The sequence below is a fragment of the Erwinia billingiae Eb661 genome (assembly GCF_000196615.1).
GTDB classification, from domain to species: domain Bacteria; phylum Pseudomonadota; class Gammaproteobacteria; order Enterobacterales; family Enterobacteriaceae; genus Erwinia; species Erwinia billingiae.
This window is the reverse complement of record NC_014306.1, coordinates 2,231,789-2,247,657: the sequence shown is the minus strand read 5'-3', so window position 1 is coordinate 2,247,657 and position 15,869 is coordinate 2,231,789. Positions and strand designations below refer to the sequence as shown.

General features: G+C 53.0%; 16 protein-coding genes. 10 read left to right on the top strand and 6 right to left on the bottom strand.

Annotated elements, in window-relative coordinates; translation table 11 throughout:
• Window positions 1-66: 66 nt before the first annotated feature.
• From osmY to osmV, 4 genes are read left to right on the top strand one after another with little or no spacing between them, the layout of a single operon-like run.
• A complete protein-coding gene (gene osmY / locus EBC_RS11770) occupies window positions 67-783 on the top strand; it encodes an osmoprotectant ABC transporter permease OsmY (protein WP_013202011.1) in 717 nt (238 codons plus the stop codon).
• Window positions 784-804: 21 nt separating this feature from the next.
• A complete protein-coding gene (locus tag EBC_RS11765) occupies window positions 805-1,731 on the top strand; it encodes a glycine betaine ABC transporter substrate-binding protein (RefSeq protein WP_013202010.1) in 927 nt (308 codons plus the stop codon).
• A 9-nt stretch (window positions 1,732-1,740) separates the two neighbouring features.
• Entirely contained in the window at window positions 1,741-2,388 is a 648-nt protein-coding gene (osmW, locus tag EBC_RS11760; RefSeq protein ID WP_013202009.1) for an osmoprotectant ABC transporter permease OsmW, read from the top strand.
• Window positions 2,388-3,527: an osmoprotectant ABC transporter ATP-binding protein OsmV gene (gene osmV, locus EBC_RS11755; protein WP_013202008.1), complete on the top strand. Its 1,140-nt coding sequence runs from the start codon at window positions 2,388-2,390 to the stop codon at window positions 3,525-3,527. Before osmW ends, osmV begins: the two co-directional genes overlap by 1 nt.
• Before the next feature lie 82 nt (window positions 3,528-3,609).
• On the opposite strand, the gene bioD is transcribed toward osmV, so the two are convergent.
• The 3 genes from bioD to EBC_RS11740 all read right to left on the bottom strand — a co-directional run bounded on the left by bioD (window position 3,610) and on the right by EBC_RS11740 (window position 6,655).
• Window positions 3,610-4,278, bottom strand: a complete 669-nt coding sequence (gene bioD / locus EBC_RS11750; protein ID WP_013202007.1) for a dethiobiotin synthase — start codon at window positions 4,276-4,278, stop codon at window positions 3,610-3,612.
• A gap of 130 nt (window positions 4,279-4,408) precedes the next feature.
• Entirely contained in the window at window positions 4,409-5,626 is a 1,218-nt protein-coding gene (mlc, locus tag EBC_RS11745; protein ID WP_013202006.1) for a sugar metabolism global transcriptional regulator Mlc, read from the bottom strand.
• A 117-nt stretch (window positions 5,627-5,743) separates the two neighbouring features.
• Window positions 5,744-6,655 carry a LysR family transcriptional regulator gene (locus EBC_RS11740; protein WP_013202005.1) on the bottom strand — a complete coding sequence of 304 codons (912 nt, stop codon included), beginning with the start codon at window positions 6,653-6,655 and terminating at the stop codon, window positions 5,744-5,746.
• Between the two features lie 94 nt (window positions 6,656-6,749).
• Between EBC_RS11740 and EBC_RS11735 the strand changes: the two genes are divergently transcribed.
• Window positions 6,750-8,003 (top strand): MFS transporter, encoded by a 1,254-nt coding sequence (locus tag EBC_RS11735; RefSeq protein ID WP_013202004.1) that lies wholly within the window; start codon window positions 6,750-6,752, stop codon window positions 8,001-8,003.
• Window positions 8,004-8,039: 36 nt separating this feature from the next.
• Here the strand turns inward: EBC_RS11735 and msrA are convergent, their stop codons facing one another.
• On the bottom strand, window positions 8,040-8,570 hold the full coding sequence (gene msrA, locus EBC_RS11730; protein ID WP_013202003.1) for a peptide-methionine (S)-S-oxide reductase MsrA: 531 nt from the start codon (window positions 8,568-8,570) through the stop codon (window positions 8,040-8,042).
• A 30-nt stretch (window positions 8,571-8,600) separates the two neighbouring features.
• The gene (locus EBC_RS11725; protein WP_013202002.1) at window positions 8,601-9,242 is read right to left on the bottom strand and encodes a TetR/AcrR family transcriptional regulator; all 642 of its coding nucleotides are present in this window, start codon (window positions 9,240-9,242) and stop codon (window positions 8,601-8,603) included.
• A 304-nt stretch (window positions 9,243-9,546) separates the two neighbouring features.
• Between EBC_RS11725 and bhsA (EBC_RS11720) the strand changes: the two genes are divergently transcribed.
• From bhsA (EBC_RS11720) to EBC_RS11710, 3 genes are all read left to right on the top strand, one after another.
• On the top strand, window positions 9,547-9,801 hold the full coding sequence (gene bhsA / locus EBC_RS11720) for a multiple stress resistance protein BhsA (RefSeq protein WP_013202001.1): 255 nt from the start codon (window positions 9,547-9,549) through the stop codon (window positions 9,799-9,801).
• Between the two features lie 54 nt (window positions 9,802-9,855).
• Window positions 9,856-10,113: a multiple stress resistance protein BhsA gene (bhsA, locus tag EBC_RS11715; protein WP_013202000.1), complete on the top strand. Its 258-nt coding sequence runs from the start codon at window positions 9,856-9,858 to the stop codon at window positions 10,111-10,113.
• A 370-nt stretch (window positions 10,114-10,483) separates the two neighbouring features.
• The gene (locus tag EBC_RS11710) at window positions 10,484-12,526 is read left to right on the top strand and encodes a choline transporter (protein ID WP_013201999.1); all 2,043 of its coding nucleotides are present in this window, start codon (window positions 10,484-10,486) and stop codon (window positions 12,524-12,526) included.
• Between the two features lie 85 nt (window positions 12,527-12,611).
• Here EBC_RS11710 and EBC_RS11705 read toward each other — a convergent pair whose 3' ends face one another.
• Entirely contained in the window at window positions 12,612-13,688 is a 1,077-nt protein-coding gene (locus EBC_RS11705; RefSeq protein ID WP_049789601.1) for an AbrB family transcriptional regulator, read from the bottom strand.
• Window positions 13,689-14,335: 647 nt separating this feature from the next.
• On the opposite strand from EBC_RS11705, the gene EBC_RS11700 reads away from it, so the two are divergent.
• Both EBC_RS11700 and tus read left to right on the top strand, forming a co-directional pair.
• Window positions 14,336-14,737, top strand: coding sequence for an H-NS family histone-like protein (locus EBC_RS11700; RefSeq protein WP_013201997.1), 402 nt, complete (start codon window positions 14,336-14,338; stop codon window positions 14,735-14,737).
• A gap of 168 nt (window positions 14,738-14,905) precedes the next feature.
• On the top strand, window positions 14,906-15,835 hold the full coding sequence (gene tus, locus EBC_RS11695; RefSeq protein ID WP_013201996.1) for a DNA replication terminus site-binding protein: 930 nt from the start codon (window positions 14,906-14,908) through the stop codon (window positions 15,833-15,835).
• Window positions 15,836-15,869: the final 34 nt, after the last annotated feature.

The following is a 15,869-nucleotide window of genomic DNA, read 5'->3' as shown; positions in this document are numbered from 1 at the left end:
TAACGTCACATTTATAACCGTTTCCGGGGCACGCTTCATTCCGGAATATCAGGGAGAAAGGAATTCATGCAAAACCAAACGCTTCTCCGGCGTGCTGCACTGGCCGTTCTGTTTCTTGCCGTAGTCATTGGCTTGCTGGTATACGGCCTGGGCGTTGAAAGCATCAAAGCCCGCCAGGTAGACCTGGTGTACCTTGGCCAGCAGCATATGATGCTGGTGTTCTGGTCAATGCTGTTCGCCTTGCTGGTCGGCATCCCCAGTGGGATTATCCTCAGCCGCCCCGCCGCCCGAAAGTGGGCCGAGTATGTCATGCAGATCTTCAATGTGGGTAACACTTTACCGCCCCTCGCCGTTCTGGCGCTGGCGATGGTGGTGATTGGCATTGGCGATCGTCCGGCGATTATCGCCCTGTTCCTCGCGTCTTTGCTGCCCATTGTGCGAAATACCTATTCGGGCCTGTGTTCGGTGCCGGCCTCGCTGATTGAAGCGGCCAACGGCATTGGCATGACCAAAGGTCAGCGCCTGCGTAAGGTAGAATTGCCCAATGCCTGGCCGGTGATGCTGTCCGGCATCCGTGTGGCTACCGCAATTAACGTCGGAACCGCGCCGCTGGCGTTTCTGATTGGTGCCAGTAGCTATGGCGAGCTGATCTTCCCCGGCATCTACCTTAACGACTTCCCGACGCTGATCCTGGGTGCCGCTGCGACCGCGCTGTTTGCGCTGATCCTCGATATGTTGCTGGCAGGCCTTGGCCGTCTGGTCAGCCCGCATACGGCCGTTTAGAAGAATAATAAGGAGCAATACATGGCTAAGGCCTCTTCGTTAACCCGCTGGGTTCGTCATACCGCACTGGCGCTGAGCGCCACGCTGGCCATGAGTGCCACCGTGGCCGCCGCTGAACCGATTGTGATGGCGACGAAAAGCTTCACCGAGCAGCATATCCTTTCCGCGTTGACCACCCAGTATCTGCGCAAGAAAGGTTTCCAGATTGAAGCGAAAACCAATATCGCCACCACCATCGGCCGCAATGCGATGATCAATAAGCAGGTTGATATGACCTGGGAATATACCGGCACCTCGCTGATTATTTTCAACCATATCAACAAGCCGATGTCCTCGAAAGAGGCTTACGAGACGGTGAAAAATCTTGATGCCAAACTTGGCCTGGTATGGCTTAATCCGGCGCCAATGAACAACACCTACGCGTTTGCTATGCAGCGCAAACGTGCCGATGAAGAGCATATCGACACCATGTCACAGCTGGTGGCGAAGATTGAAGAAGTGCGTAAAAACGATCCCGACCATAACTGGATGTTAGGGCTGGATCTGGAATTTGCCGGCCGCTCTGATGGCATGAAACCTCTGCAGAAAGCCTACAACATGCCGCTGGATCGCCCGCAAATCCGCCAGATGGACCCAGGCCTGGTGTACAACGCCATTCGTGATGGTTTTGTCGATGCCGGACTGATCTATACCACCGATGGCCGCGTAAAAGGGTTCGAGCTGAAAGTGCTGAAGGATGATAAGAACTTCTTCCCAAGCTACGCGGTAACGCCGGTGGTCACCAAAGAGACGCTGGATTCCCATCCGGGACTGGCCGATGCGCTAAATACCCTGTCACCGTTTATCACCGATGAAGCCATCACCGAGATGAACAAGCGCGTTGATATCGATCATCAGTCGCCGCAGACGGTCGCGAGTGATTTCCTTAAATCGAAAGGCTTAATCTAAGGAGGCAGTATGGATACCATTCATTATATTATTGATAACTGGAGCTATTTAGCCTCACTGACCTTTCAGCATCTGTGGCTGGTCGGGCTGGCCGTCGGTATGGCGATCGTCATCGGCGTACCGCTCGGCATCGTCATTGTTCGCTATAAGTGGCTGGCAACGCCGGTGCTGGGCCTGGCGACTATCGTGCTGACCATCCCGTCTATCGCGCTGTTTGGCCTGATGATCCCGCTGTTTTCCATGATCGGTCAGGGCATTGGCGTGCTGCCTGCGGTCACCGCGGTATTCCTCTATTCCCTGCTGCCGATTGTGCGCAACACCCATACCGCGCTGGAAAATATACCGCCGGGTTTGCGTGAAGCGGGACGTGGAATCGGCATGACCTTTTCGCAGCGTCTGCGTTGGGTGGAGATCCCAATGGCGCTGCCGGTCATTTTCGGCGGTATTCGTACCGCGGTAGTGATGAATGTGGGTGTCATGGCGATTGCCGCCGTGATTGGTGCGGGTGGTCTCGGCCTGCTGTTGCTTGACGGCATCAGCGGCAGTGACGTCCGTATGTTGATTGCAGGCGCGCTGATGATTTGTTTGCTGGCAATTATTCTCGACTGGCTGCTGCACCGCTTGCAGCTGGCGCTGACTCCGAAGGGGATTCGATAATGATAAAACTGGAAAATCTCACAAAAACGTTTAGCCAGAAAAATGGGTCCACCTTTAATGCCGTGGATAACGTCAGCCTGAACGTGCCGGAAGGCGAAATGTGTGTGCTGCTCGGCCCTTCTGGCTGCGGAAAGTCCACCACACTGAAGATGATTAACCGTCTGATCCCGTCAACCAGCGGCAAAATCCTGATTAATGGCGAAGACACCAGCGGGCTGGATACGGTGACGCTGCGCCGCAACATCGGCTATGTGATCCAGCAGATTGGTCTGTTCCCTAACATGACCATCGAAGAGAACATTACCGTGGTGCCAAAAATGCTTGGCTGGGATAAAAAGCGCTGTCGTGAGCGCGCGACTGAGCTGATGAGCATGGTGGCGCTGGATCCGAAAACCTTCCTGCATCGCTATCCGCGTGAGATGTCCGGCGGACAGCAGCAGCGTATCGGCGTGATCCGTGCGCTGGCCGCAGATCCACCGGTACTGCTGATGGATGAGCCCTTCGGCGCGGTCGACCCGATCAACCGTGAAGTGATCCAGAATGAGTTTCTGGATATGCAGCGCCAGCTAAAGAAAACGGTGATGCTGGTCAGCCACGATATTGATGAGGCGTTGAAACTGGGTGACCGAATCGCGGTATTCGGTCAGGGGAAAATCGTGCAGTGCGCCAGCCCGGATGAGCTGCTGGCGAAGCCGGCTAACGACTTTGTTGGCTCTTTCGTTGGCCAGGACCGTACGCTGAAACGCCTTCTGCTGGTTCAGGCCGGCGACGTTACCGATCAGCAGCCCACCATCACCGTGAAGAAGAATACGCCGCTGTCTGAAGCGTTCGGCATGATGGATGACAACGACATGCGCTCCATTACCGTAGTGGATGATGACGGCAAGCCGCTGGGCTTTGTAAAACGTCGTGAGGCGCGCGGTGCCACCGGACAGTGTATTGAAATGCTGAACAAGTTTACCGTCACCGGTCGTGCGGAAGAGAACCTGCGTATCGTGCTGTCGAAACTGTATGAGCACAATCTGGTGTGGATGCCGATTGTCGATGAAGAAGGCCGATACAGCGGGGAGATTTCGCAGGATTATATTGCGGGCTATCTGAGTTCTGGTCGTACACGTCGCGCCTTGAACCTGTCCTGATCCGACGATAACTGACTTTCAGCTACAGGGACGCCGCTGAAAGTCAGTTAAGGGCCTTTTCCTGTCAGGCCGATGCAAACCGTCAAAACCTGACTGCGCTTAAATCGATGTATTTCGCCAAATCGCGCGTTTCAGCCCGTGGCAGATACGGCAGTTCCCCTAACAACGGTGCCTGAATGCTGTTGCTCAACACCTTAATAATTTCAGCGTAATGCGCCAGCCCCGGATTGATGCGGTTCGCGACCCAGCCCAGCAGCGGCAAACCATCATTAATAATCGCTTCCGCCGTTAACAGCGCATGACTCAGGCAACCCAGCTTGATGCCGACCACCAACACCACCGGAATTTTCTCTTCCACCACCCATTCAGAAAGCGGCCGTAAATCGGTCATCAGGCTGCGCCAGCCGCCGGTACCTTCCACCACCACATAATCCGCCTGCTCAGTTAACGAACTGAGTCCGGTGCTTAATGTGGCGTAATCAACGAAGATGTCCTGACTGGTGCTCACCTCATCATCGAGCACGGTGAACGGATTGATCGCGGCATAAGGCAATTGCAGCGTGGAGGAAGATTGCAGGATCAGCGCATCTTTGTTCCTGAGCCCCTGCTCTGTTTGCTGGCTGCTTTTGGCGACAGGCTTATAGCCCACCGTGCTTTTATTGCCTTCAGCCAGCTTCTGCAGGAGCGCGCGGCTGATTACGGTCTTCCCCACTTCAGTATCCGTGCCCGTCACAAATATCCGCTTCAACATTGCTGCCCTCCGTTAGTCATAACCGATCAAATTGATTAAAAAGAATTAACAATTAACAACCGGCATAGTAGGACAGTCTGCGGAAAGTCAGCTTGCGTTAGCGCAATATTTTATCGATAAGCGAGGAGAATCAGCCCTGCAGCAGTTTAACCAGCAAGGTGCCATCATAAAGGGCATCTTTTACCAGTGCGGCACCGGGCATCGTTCCGACGTTAAGAAATTGTGTCGGCTCGAGGGCGATCTGCTGGCTGTAAGCCGGGAGAGACTGACGATGGATGCAATCTGCTATCGCCGGGAAGAGAATGTCTCTGGCCTGATTGAGCGGAGAACCAATCAGTATTTTTTGTGGATTAAACAGGTTGACCATGATCGCCACAATGCGTCCCACGCTGTGACCGACACCGACGATCAGCTCGGTAGCCAGTGGGTCGCCTTGTAAGGCCGCATCGCACAACGCTTCCAGCGTCAACGGTTGGTCATGCAGCGTGCTGTCAGCGGAGGTTGCGAGCCGCAACGCCGCTTGTTCCAGCAGGTTCTCGCTGCTGGCAACGGTTTCCAGACAGCCGTGATTGCCGCAGTAGCACTGCTTGCCGTGAGGATCGACCTGGGTATGACCAATTTCAACCAGCGTGCTGCTGCCGTTATGTAACAGTCTGCCGCCGGTGATCACGCCGGCACCCACCTGATGGTCAATCACCACCTGGATGACGTTCTTCGCTTCCTGAGCGGCACCAAATAACGATTCCGCCAGCGTCCAGGCACAAACATCATGCTGAATATAGACCGGCAGACCGGTCCGCTTTTCCAGCTCGGGACCCAGCGGCATATCGGTGATGTGATAGAAAGGCATGCGATGAACTATGCCGCTGCGGGCATTGAGAATGCCGGGCAAGGTGATGGCGATCGCCGTCAGACGCTCGAGTTTTTGCTGATGACGGATAAAGAAGGCGTCCACTTCAGCAATAATGCGCCCGACTAACGGCTCGCTGTTTTCCACCGGTAACGGGCAGAGATCTTCGGTCACCAGCTGGCTGCTTAAATCGCGTAACGAGAGGGTAATATCACCGTTGCCAATACGAACAGAAAGGTAATGCCAGGCCTGAGTATCCAGAATTAATCCCACTGCGGGACGGCCGCGACTGCCGGCTTCCTGAAACTCGGTTTCCTGAACCAGGTGGGCTTCCAGCATCTCACGCACAATCTTGGTGATGCTGGCAGGCGCAAGCTGCGCCTTGCGGGCTAATTCTATACGCGAAATGGGACCAAACCGATCAATCAGCCGATAAACTGCCCCTGCATTTGTCTGTTTGATCTGGTCAATGTGGCCAGGCTGACCGTCCGCTATCACACCCCTGCTCCCACTTATTTTCGCGCTTCAAAATAAAGCTTTTGGTCATGGTGAAACACTTCGCGGATGGCGTCAAATATTTGATTCGGAATGTGATTTGCAGCACATAAAAGCCGTTCAGCCGGCTGATAATCCATCAGTTGGCGAGGGTAACAGCAGTTCTTTCATGTGTTTCATCAACGCGGTGGTTTCCCGCCGCTTCGCCCAAACCAGCCACACTTCTGACCAGGCATCCGCTTCTTTTAGCGCCACCCAACTGACATCCTCAAGACGAATGCGGCTGAATGAGGCCGGCAGAATTGAAATGCCTAATCCCGCTGAAACCAGTCCGAGAATGGTCATCGCCTCGCCCACTTCCTGGGCAATATTGGGCTGGATCTCGTAGCGTTGTAACAACGCCAGCGTTTCCGTGTACAGCGCCGTACCGACTTTAGGATCGAAGAAAACAAAAGGTTCCTGCGCCAACGCTTTGACAGAGATCTCCGGGCGCGTGGCTAAGCGGTGGGATTTCGGTAATACCGCAAATAACGGCTCGCGCAGCATCAGCTGATGGTCCAGGGTTTCAGGTAACGGCGTATTGCGCATCACCCCCAGATCCAGCCGCCCTTCGTTAATCGGCTCCAACTGCTGGCGGGTGTTGATTTCCTGCATCTGAATATGCACGCCGGGATAGCGCTGGCGAAAGGTAAACAGCGCATCAGAGACGGCGGTAATAAAAGGTGCGGATGAGGTAAAACCTATGCGCAGTTCCCCCTCATCTCCCCGGTGCAGCCTGGCGGCCTTATCCGCAGCCTGATCGACCTGCAGCAGGATTTGCCGGGCATCGAGCAAATACTGGCTGCCTGCGGCGGTAAGCTGCACGCTGCGGTTGGTGCGGGCAAACAGCCTGGCACCAATTTGCTGCTCAAGGATTTGGATCTGCTGGCTGAGCGGTGGCTGTGAGATATTCAGCCGCTGCGCCGCCCGGCCAAAATGCAGCTCCTCTGCAACCGCAATAAAGTAGCGCAGGTGACGAAGCTCAATAGTCATATTTTAAACATCTCATTCGAGATTATTAATAGATTAGACATCATATTAATCCCTTATTACAGTAAACAGAATAATTTCATTTCAAGGATTTGCAGTGAATCGCTCATCACCTTCCGCGACGCTTCCTGACAGCCTGCAGCGGCCTTCTGAACCCCTCCCGCTCAGCAATGAGTACATCAATCGCGGCACACCGCAGTTTATGCGGGTCACGCTGGCGCTGTTTTCCGCCGGACTGGCGACCTTTGCCCTGCTTTATTGCGTGCAGCCCATAATGCCGGTGCTCTCGCAGGAATTCGGCGTATCTCCGGCGGCCAGCAGCCTGTCACTTTCCGTTGCGACCGGCTTGCTGGCACTCGGGCTGTTGGTAACGGGGCCGCTGTCGGATGCGATTGGCCGTAAATCGGTGATGGTGACCGCGCTGTTGATGGCAGCAGTCTGCACCTTGCTTTCTGCCACCATGACCAGCTGGCACGGCATTTTGATTATGCGCGCGCTAATCGGGCTGTCATTAAGCGGCGTGGCGGCCGTTGGCATGACCTATCTCAGTGAAGAGGTGCATCCTGGGGTGATTGCCTTCTCAATGGGCCTTTATATCAGCGGCAATTCGATTGGCGGCATGAGCGGCAGGCTGCTGAGCGGCGTGATCACTGATTTCACTTCCTGGCGGGTGGCGGTGGCGGTAATTGGCTGCTTTGCGCTGGCTTCGGCGCTGATGTTCTGGAAAATTCTGCCGCCTTCGCGCCATTTCCGGCCTGCCTCGCTCAAGCCGCGCAGTTTACTGATTAACTTCCGGCTGCACTGGCGCGACAGCGGTCTGCCGTTGCTGTTTGCGGAAGGCTTCCTGCTCATGGGCGCGTTTGTGACGATGTTTAATTACATCGGCTATCGCCTGTTGGCGCCGCCTTATGGGCTCAGTCAGGCCATTGTAGGCCTGCTGTCCGTGGTGTATCTGACCGGATCCTGGAGTTCCCCTAAAGCGGGCGCGATGACCGCCAAATATGGCCGCCCGGCAGTACTGTTGTTTTCCATCGGGATGATGGTGGTGGGCATTCTGCTGACGCTGTTCAGTTCGGTATGGCTGATTTTACCGGGAATGATGCTCTTTACCGCGGGGTTCTTTGCCGGCCATTCGGTTGCCAGCGGCTGGATTGGCCCACGCGCCAGACGTGCCAAAGGACAGGCAAGTTCGCTGTATCTGTTTAGCTATTATCTGGGTTCGAGCCTGGCGGGCACGTTGGGAGGCGTTTTCTGGCATCAGTTTGGCTGGGTTGGCATTACCGCCTTTATCTGTACCTTACTGGTGCTGGCGTTGCTGGTGGGCGTTCGTCTTCGCAGCAAAGCGTTATAAAATAACGGGCCTTGCGCCCGTTCTTTTGTTTGTCCGCTACTTGGTACGGTCAGCGTAACGTTTGTGCAGCTTCTGCAGTTTGGCTGGGATCACGGCCAGGCAATAACGGTTCTGTTGCCCTTCACCTTCCCAATAGTTCTGATGATACTCTTCCGCCGGATACCACTCGGCCGGACCTTCAATGGTGGTCACGATCGGGCTGGTCTGATCTTCCTGCGCACGCACAATTGCCGCTTTGGCTTCTTCTGCCTGCGCTTCATCAGCCGGGAAAATCGCTGAACGGTACTGCGTGCCGATATCATTGCCCTGGCGGTTCAGCTGGGTAGGATCATGGGTGGCAAAGCTGATATCCAGCAGGTCGCCATAGCTGACTTTCTCCGGATCGAAGCCAAGACGAATGGCTTCTGCATGGCCGGTGTTGCCATCGCAAACCTGACGGTAGGTTGGATTGCTGGTGTGGCCACCAATATAGCCACTCTCTACCGACACGACGCCAGTAATCTGTTTGAAGACCGCTTCTGTGCACCAGAAGCAGCCCCCGGCGATGGTTGCATATTCAATTGTCATGGTGACTCCTCTTTTACGATCGTGCCGGACTCAGTGACAGCCTGTCCGGCTTAATATCGGCCATTGCAGCATAAGCGTATCAATAATGCTATCCAGTTCTGCGCGGCTGGCGCCTTCGCGGGCGCGGACGGACATGCCCTGCAGTAAGCATCCCAGATAGGCAGAAAGCGCCGTGATGTCGGTCTTCGCGTCCAGCTCACCTGCGGCCTGACGCGCCAGCAGAAACTCATTCAGGTGATTCTCCTGACTGTTGTGGCGCGCGCGCAGCATATCAGCGACCTCGGATGAATCCGCTGAGAGTGCGGTAGAGGTACAGATAAAGAAGCAGCCGGCCGGTTTTTTGCCATCGGTAAAGCAGGCGGCGGTGGAACGAAAATACCCTTCCACGCCTTTCTCTACGCAGCTTTCAGGGCAAGCCAGAGCAGCCTGCCGCTGTTCGGCAAACTTCTCAATATAGCGATCCACTGCGGCGCGGAACATCCCTTCTTTATTGGTAAATTCGGCGTACAGCGTTGGCGCTTTCGCTCCGGTCGCTTCAACCAGATCGGAGAGTGAAGTGGCTTCATAGCCATGACGCCAGAACAGCTCAAGCGCAATGTCTAACGCCGCTTCCCGGTCGAAGGTTTTTGGCCGTCCCCGGCCCTTACGGGTGCAGATTTCCTGATCGGTCATAGATCCTCTCTTTGGCAACGCAATGAGGAATAAATTACCGATCATTATAAAAACAATCAAGCGGCCATGTCGAGCCTGTTCGTCACTTTCCTTGTTTACGAGGATGTTGTGGGCGAAATCCGCGTCGGGAAAAACTTTTTTGAAACTTTAAATCATTTTTTATCAAGCGCTTGACCATTAAATTAACGGTCGTTAATAAAATGCAGTTGACGGATCGCCGTGGCAGGAATACCATTTAGTTATCGATCGTTAACTAATAACGACGCAGACATCAACTAAACCGAATTGAGAGAGAATAAAGACTATGAAAAACCTGAAAATGACCCTGGCTGCTATCGCACTGACTTCCGTTTCCTTTGCTGGTTTCGCTGCTGACAGCGTCGGTCAGGAACCGGTTAATCAACAGCAGGTCGGCGTGGTTACCGCCACCGGTACTAACCTGTCTTCCCTGGAATCTCAGCTGTCGGCTAAAGCCGATGCAGCCGGTGCAAAATCGTTCCGTATTACCTCAACCACCGGTAATAACCGCATGCATGCTACTGCAGAGATTTATCAGTAATTGCACCGTATGAGCTTTTTGCACCATAACAAATTTTAAATTAAGGGTATCGTCATGAAAAACATCAAATTAGCTGTAGCTGCTGTGATTTTAGGTTCATTGTCTTTCGGTAGCATGGCTGCCGACCTGGTCAGCAGTGCCCCGGATAACCAGCAGAAAATCGGCGTGATCAGCGCAACGGGTAGCACCAACCTCGCCTCACTGGAGTCACAACTCTCGGAGAAGGCCCAACTGGCGGGCGCGAAATCTTTCCTCATCACTTCGACCTCTGGTCAGAACAACCTGCATGGCACAGCCATCATTTATAACTAATTGCTTTTCGCCCGCACTGCCGCCAGCTCATCCCTGGCGGCATTCTTATTTCTGCCGCTTCGAATATTCCTGTCAAAATCCCCGTTAAATAAAGCCACACTTTATGTGGAAATAAAGCCAACAGTTTCCATACTGAAATTATTTTTAATTGAATGCTCAATCAATAAAACCTATGATAGTGGCCTCTTTTGACAAATCTTCAACAAAAAAGGTGAGAAATTGACGAATTAATACAACCAAATCAGAAGGATAAATTCACAACCTGACTATTGCCCAGTGTAGTTAGCGGATATGCGGCGGAATTTCCCAGTATGCGCTAAGGCACGCTTTGCAAAGATCGGGGTCAATCTTGATTATTTTCGGAGATGGTATGCCGACGACTGAAATATCCAGGAAAGAACAAAAAGACCGCATCAACCCAGTGGTTTTCTTCACTTCTGCAGGACTGATTCTGCTTTTCTCCCTCACCACTATTTTCTTCACGGATTTATCGGATCGGTGGATTAACAGTGCCCTTGAATGGGTCTCCAATACCTTCGGCTGGTATTACCTGCTGGCAGCAACGGTCTATATCGTCTTTGTGGTGCTGATTGCCGCCTCGCGCTTTGGCTCAATCAAACTGGGGCCGGAGCAATCCAAGCCGGAGTTTAGCCTGACCAGTTGGGCAGCGATGCTGTTTGCGGCGGGTATCGGTATCGATCTGATGTTCTTCTCCGTGGCCGAGCCGGTGACGCAATATATGATGCCGCCAGAAGGCCAGGGACAAACCATGGAAGCTGCGCGTCAGGCCATGGTCTGGACGCTGTTCCACTACGGACTGACCGGTTGGGCGATGTATGCACTGATGGGCATCGCGCTGGGCTACTTTAGCTACCGCTATGGTCTGCCGTTGACCATTCGTTCCGCCTTATACCCTATTTTCGGCAAGCGTATTAATGGCCCGATTGGCCACTCCGTGGATATCGCGGCGGTGATCGGTACCATCTTTGGTATTGCCACCACGCTGGGTATTGGTGTGGTGCAGCTGAACTACGGTCTGCATGTACTGTTCCATGTGCCGGAAGGATTGACCGCGCAGGCGGCGCTGATTGCCTTATCGGTAATAATGGCGACGATTTCCGTTACCTCGGGCGTGAATAAAGGTATTCGCATTCTGTCGGAGCTGAACGTGCTGCTGGCGCTGTTCCTGATCATCTTCGTGCTGTTTGTCGGCGATACCAGCTTCTTACTGAATGCGCTGGTGCTGAACGTCGGTGATTACATCAGCCGCTTTATGGGCATGACGCTGAACAGCTTCGCCTTTGACCGCCCGACTGAATGGATGAATAACTGGACGCTGTTCTTCTGGGCGTGGTGGGTTGCCTGGTCGCCATTTGTGGGCCTGTTCCTGGCGCGCATCTCCCGTGGACGTACCATCCGTCAGTTTGTGGTTGGCACCCTGACCATACCCTTTATCTTCACGCTGTTATGGCTGTCGATCTTTGGTAACAGCGCCCTGCACGAAATCATCGGCGGCAACATGGCCTTTGCCCAGGAAACGCTGGCGCACCCTGAACGCGGATTCTACAGCCTGCTGGCGCAGTATCCTGCCTTCACCTTCAGTGCTTCGGTCGCCACCATTACCGGCCTGCTGTTCTATGTGACCTCTGCCGATTCGGGTTCACTGGTATTAGGTAACTTCACCTCAAAACTGAGTGATATCAACAATGATGCGCCGAACTGGCTGCGGATCTTCTGGTCACTGGCGATAGGCCTGCTGACCGTGGGTATGCTGATGGTGAATGGCGTGACCGCGTTGCAGAAAACCACCGTGATCATGGGTCTGCCGTTCAGCTTCGTGATTTTCTTTGTGATGGCCGGGTTGTATAAATCCCTGCGGGTGGAAGATCACCGTCGCGCGAGCAGCGTGGTGAATACCCAGCCAATGCCGGTATCGCGTGAAGATCGCCTGAACTGGAAACAGCGTATCTCCCGCGTGATGCATTATCCGGGCAGTACGCATACCCGCAAGATGCTCGACACCGTGTGTCTGCCAGCGATGCAGGAAGTTGCGCTTGAACTGGAACGTCGCGGTGCTCAGGTGCAGGTCAATGAACTGCCGCCGCTGGAAGATGAACGTCTGAACCATCTGGAAATGTCGGTAGCGCTGGGTGAAGAGCAGAGCTTCCTGTATCAGATCTGGCCACAGCAGTACTCGGTTCCGGCCTTCACCTACCGTGCGCGTAGCGGTAAAACCGATTACTACCGACTGGAAACCTTCCTGCTGGAAGGCAGCCAGGGCAATGATTTGATGGATTACACCAAAGAGCAGATCATTAATGACATTCTCGATCAGTACGAACGTCATTTAACCTTCCTGCATATTCACCGTGAAGCACCAGGAAACGCCATGCCGTTCCCTGAAACGCAGTAAAGCACGGCGCAATAAAGCCGGGTTACCGCCCGTTAATGTCGAAATGCCTCTGACATGACTGCGCGGTAACCCGGCTTTTTGTTTTTCAGGGATGCCGATCCTGCTTACGCTGTCGGGATGCCATCGAATTGGCGACCCACCTCGCCAGCGCCGGGCCGGTTAATAACACCACTATAAAGCGGCCGGTTTGCATCGACATCACGAAAGGCATATCCACGTGACTGGATGACGCAATAATCGCGACTGAATCCGCCCCACCCGGACTGGTTGCCAGATAGGCGGTCAGCGGATCGATTCCGGCGAAATGCACCAGACAAAATGCGAACAAACCACAAATCGCCACCAGGCTTAATATAGACAGCAACAGTCGGGGAAGTGCTTTGGCGGCATACAGCAGAATGGCGCGATTAAATCGCAGACCAATGCTCCAGCCAATAATCGCATACGCCACCATCAATAACGCCGGCGGCAATTCAATGGTCAGCAGATTAAAATCCTGCAGAATCACCCCACCCGCTAAGGTCATTAACAACGGTCCCGCCGGAATGCGGAAAACTTTGCCGGCCAACACGCCACCGAGGATCACCAAAACAGTGATGGCAAAATATCCCCAGGCGACAGGCTGAATAATATCAAAGCTGGAAGGCGCGGCACCGGCAGGCACCTCCGGCGCCCAAATCCGCGCCACGATGGTTGCCGCAACCGCCACAATCACCACGCGAAGATATTGCATAAACGCCACTAGCCGTACGTCCGCACCATAACTTTCCGCCATCAGCGTCATGGCGGTAGCCGCACCAGGCGATGAGCCCCAAATGGCCGTCGAACCGGGCAACACCTGAAAACGCGTCAGTAACCAGCCGAGCAACGAACTGGCGATAATGACCGAGAAAATACTGGCGATAAATAAGGGCCAGTTTTTGGCGATTTCTACAAATATTGAAGCGGGAATGGCGCGGGCAATCATGCTGCCCACAACGCCCTGTGCCAGATAAAACAGATTGCGATGGATGATTAACGGTTTGTCTCGCGCGGCAAAAACGATCGCCATTGCCATTGGCCCCAACAGCAGCGCCGCCGGCAGATTCAAACTTTCCAGGCCAACGACAGCCAGAGTGGAAAACAGAATCAACCAGAACCAACGCAGGGGAGGTATTTTCATCAACGACTCCATAAAGTGCCTGACAGATACGCATTCCATTTTATCAGCTCATTCTGCCCTGCCTGACTTTTTAACCGCGATATCGGTGATAAGTCTGACCCAGAGCTCAAAGCCACGCTATTATTCTCAAAAGGATTTAGTATGTTGTAACTAAAGTGAGCAGTTAACCTTGGTGGTTCTTTGACTGCGTGCCGGGTGGACGCGAATTTACGACGTATTGCCTGAGCGTTCACCTTATCAACCGGACGATCGTCCCTGAATACTCACTGGCAGAGTGGTTATAACGGCTGTCCCCGAGGCCAGGTTAACTAAGCCAACCTGTGGAGGCCCACTCATATTAATGCTGGCGCTGTAAAGTATTTATTTGAATATAAGAAATCGACAAAAATAGCGCAATTATTGCTATCCGCCAGAATGGGAGTTGTTCAATTGCCCAACGTAATGCCCTGGCAGATGTTAAGATTTGTCTCAATATTGTAAATATAAGCTTGTCAGAATTGAGACCCCGGTAGTTAAACAGCGTAAAAATAGCGAAAATAAATAAACATTTTCATGATTAGGTGTTTTTTACCGTCAATTTTCTCTGTACACTGGTCCTCGATACATACACTGATTAATTTTAAACCACTCAACGCTACGGATTCCTTATGAGCGAAACTCTGAAAGTATTAAATAACATTCGAACCCTTCGTGCTCAGGCTCGTGAAGTTTCTTTAACTGAACTTGAAGAGATGCTGGAAAAACTCGAAGCGGTTGTTAATGAACGTCGTGATGCAGAAGCGGCTATCGCTTCTGAAGTTAAGGAAAAAGAAGAGAAGCTGGCTAAATACCGTCAGATGCTGTTGGACGACGGCATCGATTTAAGCGAACTGACTTCTGCAGAGACTTCTACCGGTAAATCTCGTGCTAAGCGTGCTCCACGCCCGGCCAAATACCAGTACACCGATGAAAACGGTGAAACTAAATCCTGGACTGGCCAGGGCCGTACTCCTGCGGTAATTAAGCAGGCGCTGGACCAGGGTAAAAAACTGGAAGATTTCCTGATTTAATCTTCCTGCCACGTCAGTTTTCGCTGGCGTGGCTACCTTCCCTTCCCTTTTTATCTCACGACTCTTTTCTTTGTCGCTTTATAATTCTCTCCCGTAACAGCCTGACCGATTGTTGATCCCTGAAGCGCGCGACAATAATGAGTATGTTGTAACTAAGAGTGACTTCTGATGAGCCGATATGATGCCGTAGATAACCTGCACCGCTGTGTGGAAGCGCTGCAGACCGCGTTGGCAGCCTTAACCCAGCAGCTTCCTCAACTGCGTCTGCTGATGGCACGGGTTTTTGAATTGCCGCCGGTGCATAAAGGCCAGGAGCATCAACCGCTGCTGGAAATTAACGTTACCCAGCACCTGGCACAATCAGCATTAAATCTGGCACTAAGTCATTATTCCCGCCTGTTTATCCAACATCAGTCTGAGTCATTAAGCACTAAAGCTGCGGTACGCTTGCCTGGCGCAATTTGCTTTGAAGCCAACCCGGAGCAATCGGCGCTTATCCGTCAGCACGTTGAGGCGATTAATAGCCTGAAATACCGCCTTGAACAGATTATTACCGTTGAGTCTGGGGTAGAGGCTGAAGAACGCTTTGAATTTGTCCATACCCATCTCAGAGGATTAATAACGCTGAATGCCTACCGCGCTATTACCCTGCTGGAATCGCCCGATTCGCTGCGATTTGGCTGGGCAAATAAGCACATTATAAAAAATGTCAGCCGGGAAGAGATGCTGGAAAAGCTGAAAAAAAGCGTGGCGTCGGGACGGGCAATGGCACCCTGGACCCGTGAACAGTGGGCGGAAAAACTGGAGGAGGAGATGGCGATAATTAATTCTCTGCCAAAGGAAGCAAAGTTAAAGATTAAGCGCCCGGTAAAGGTGCAGCCGATTGCCCGCGTATGGAATAAACAACAGCAAAAGCAAACGCAGCTGGCCTGCCCTTCTCCTTTACTGGTGCTCTGCGAAGATGCGCACCAGCTGCCGAAGCTTGGCGAATTACGCAATTATGATGCGGCGAACGTGGCCCATAAATTTAAACCTCAGGCCACGCCGCTGTTTGCGGTGATCCCGAGGTTGCATTTATATAGTGATACAAACCTGTAACAGGTTACTGGCGGCAAAAAAAAGAGCGGAATAA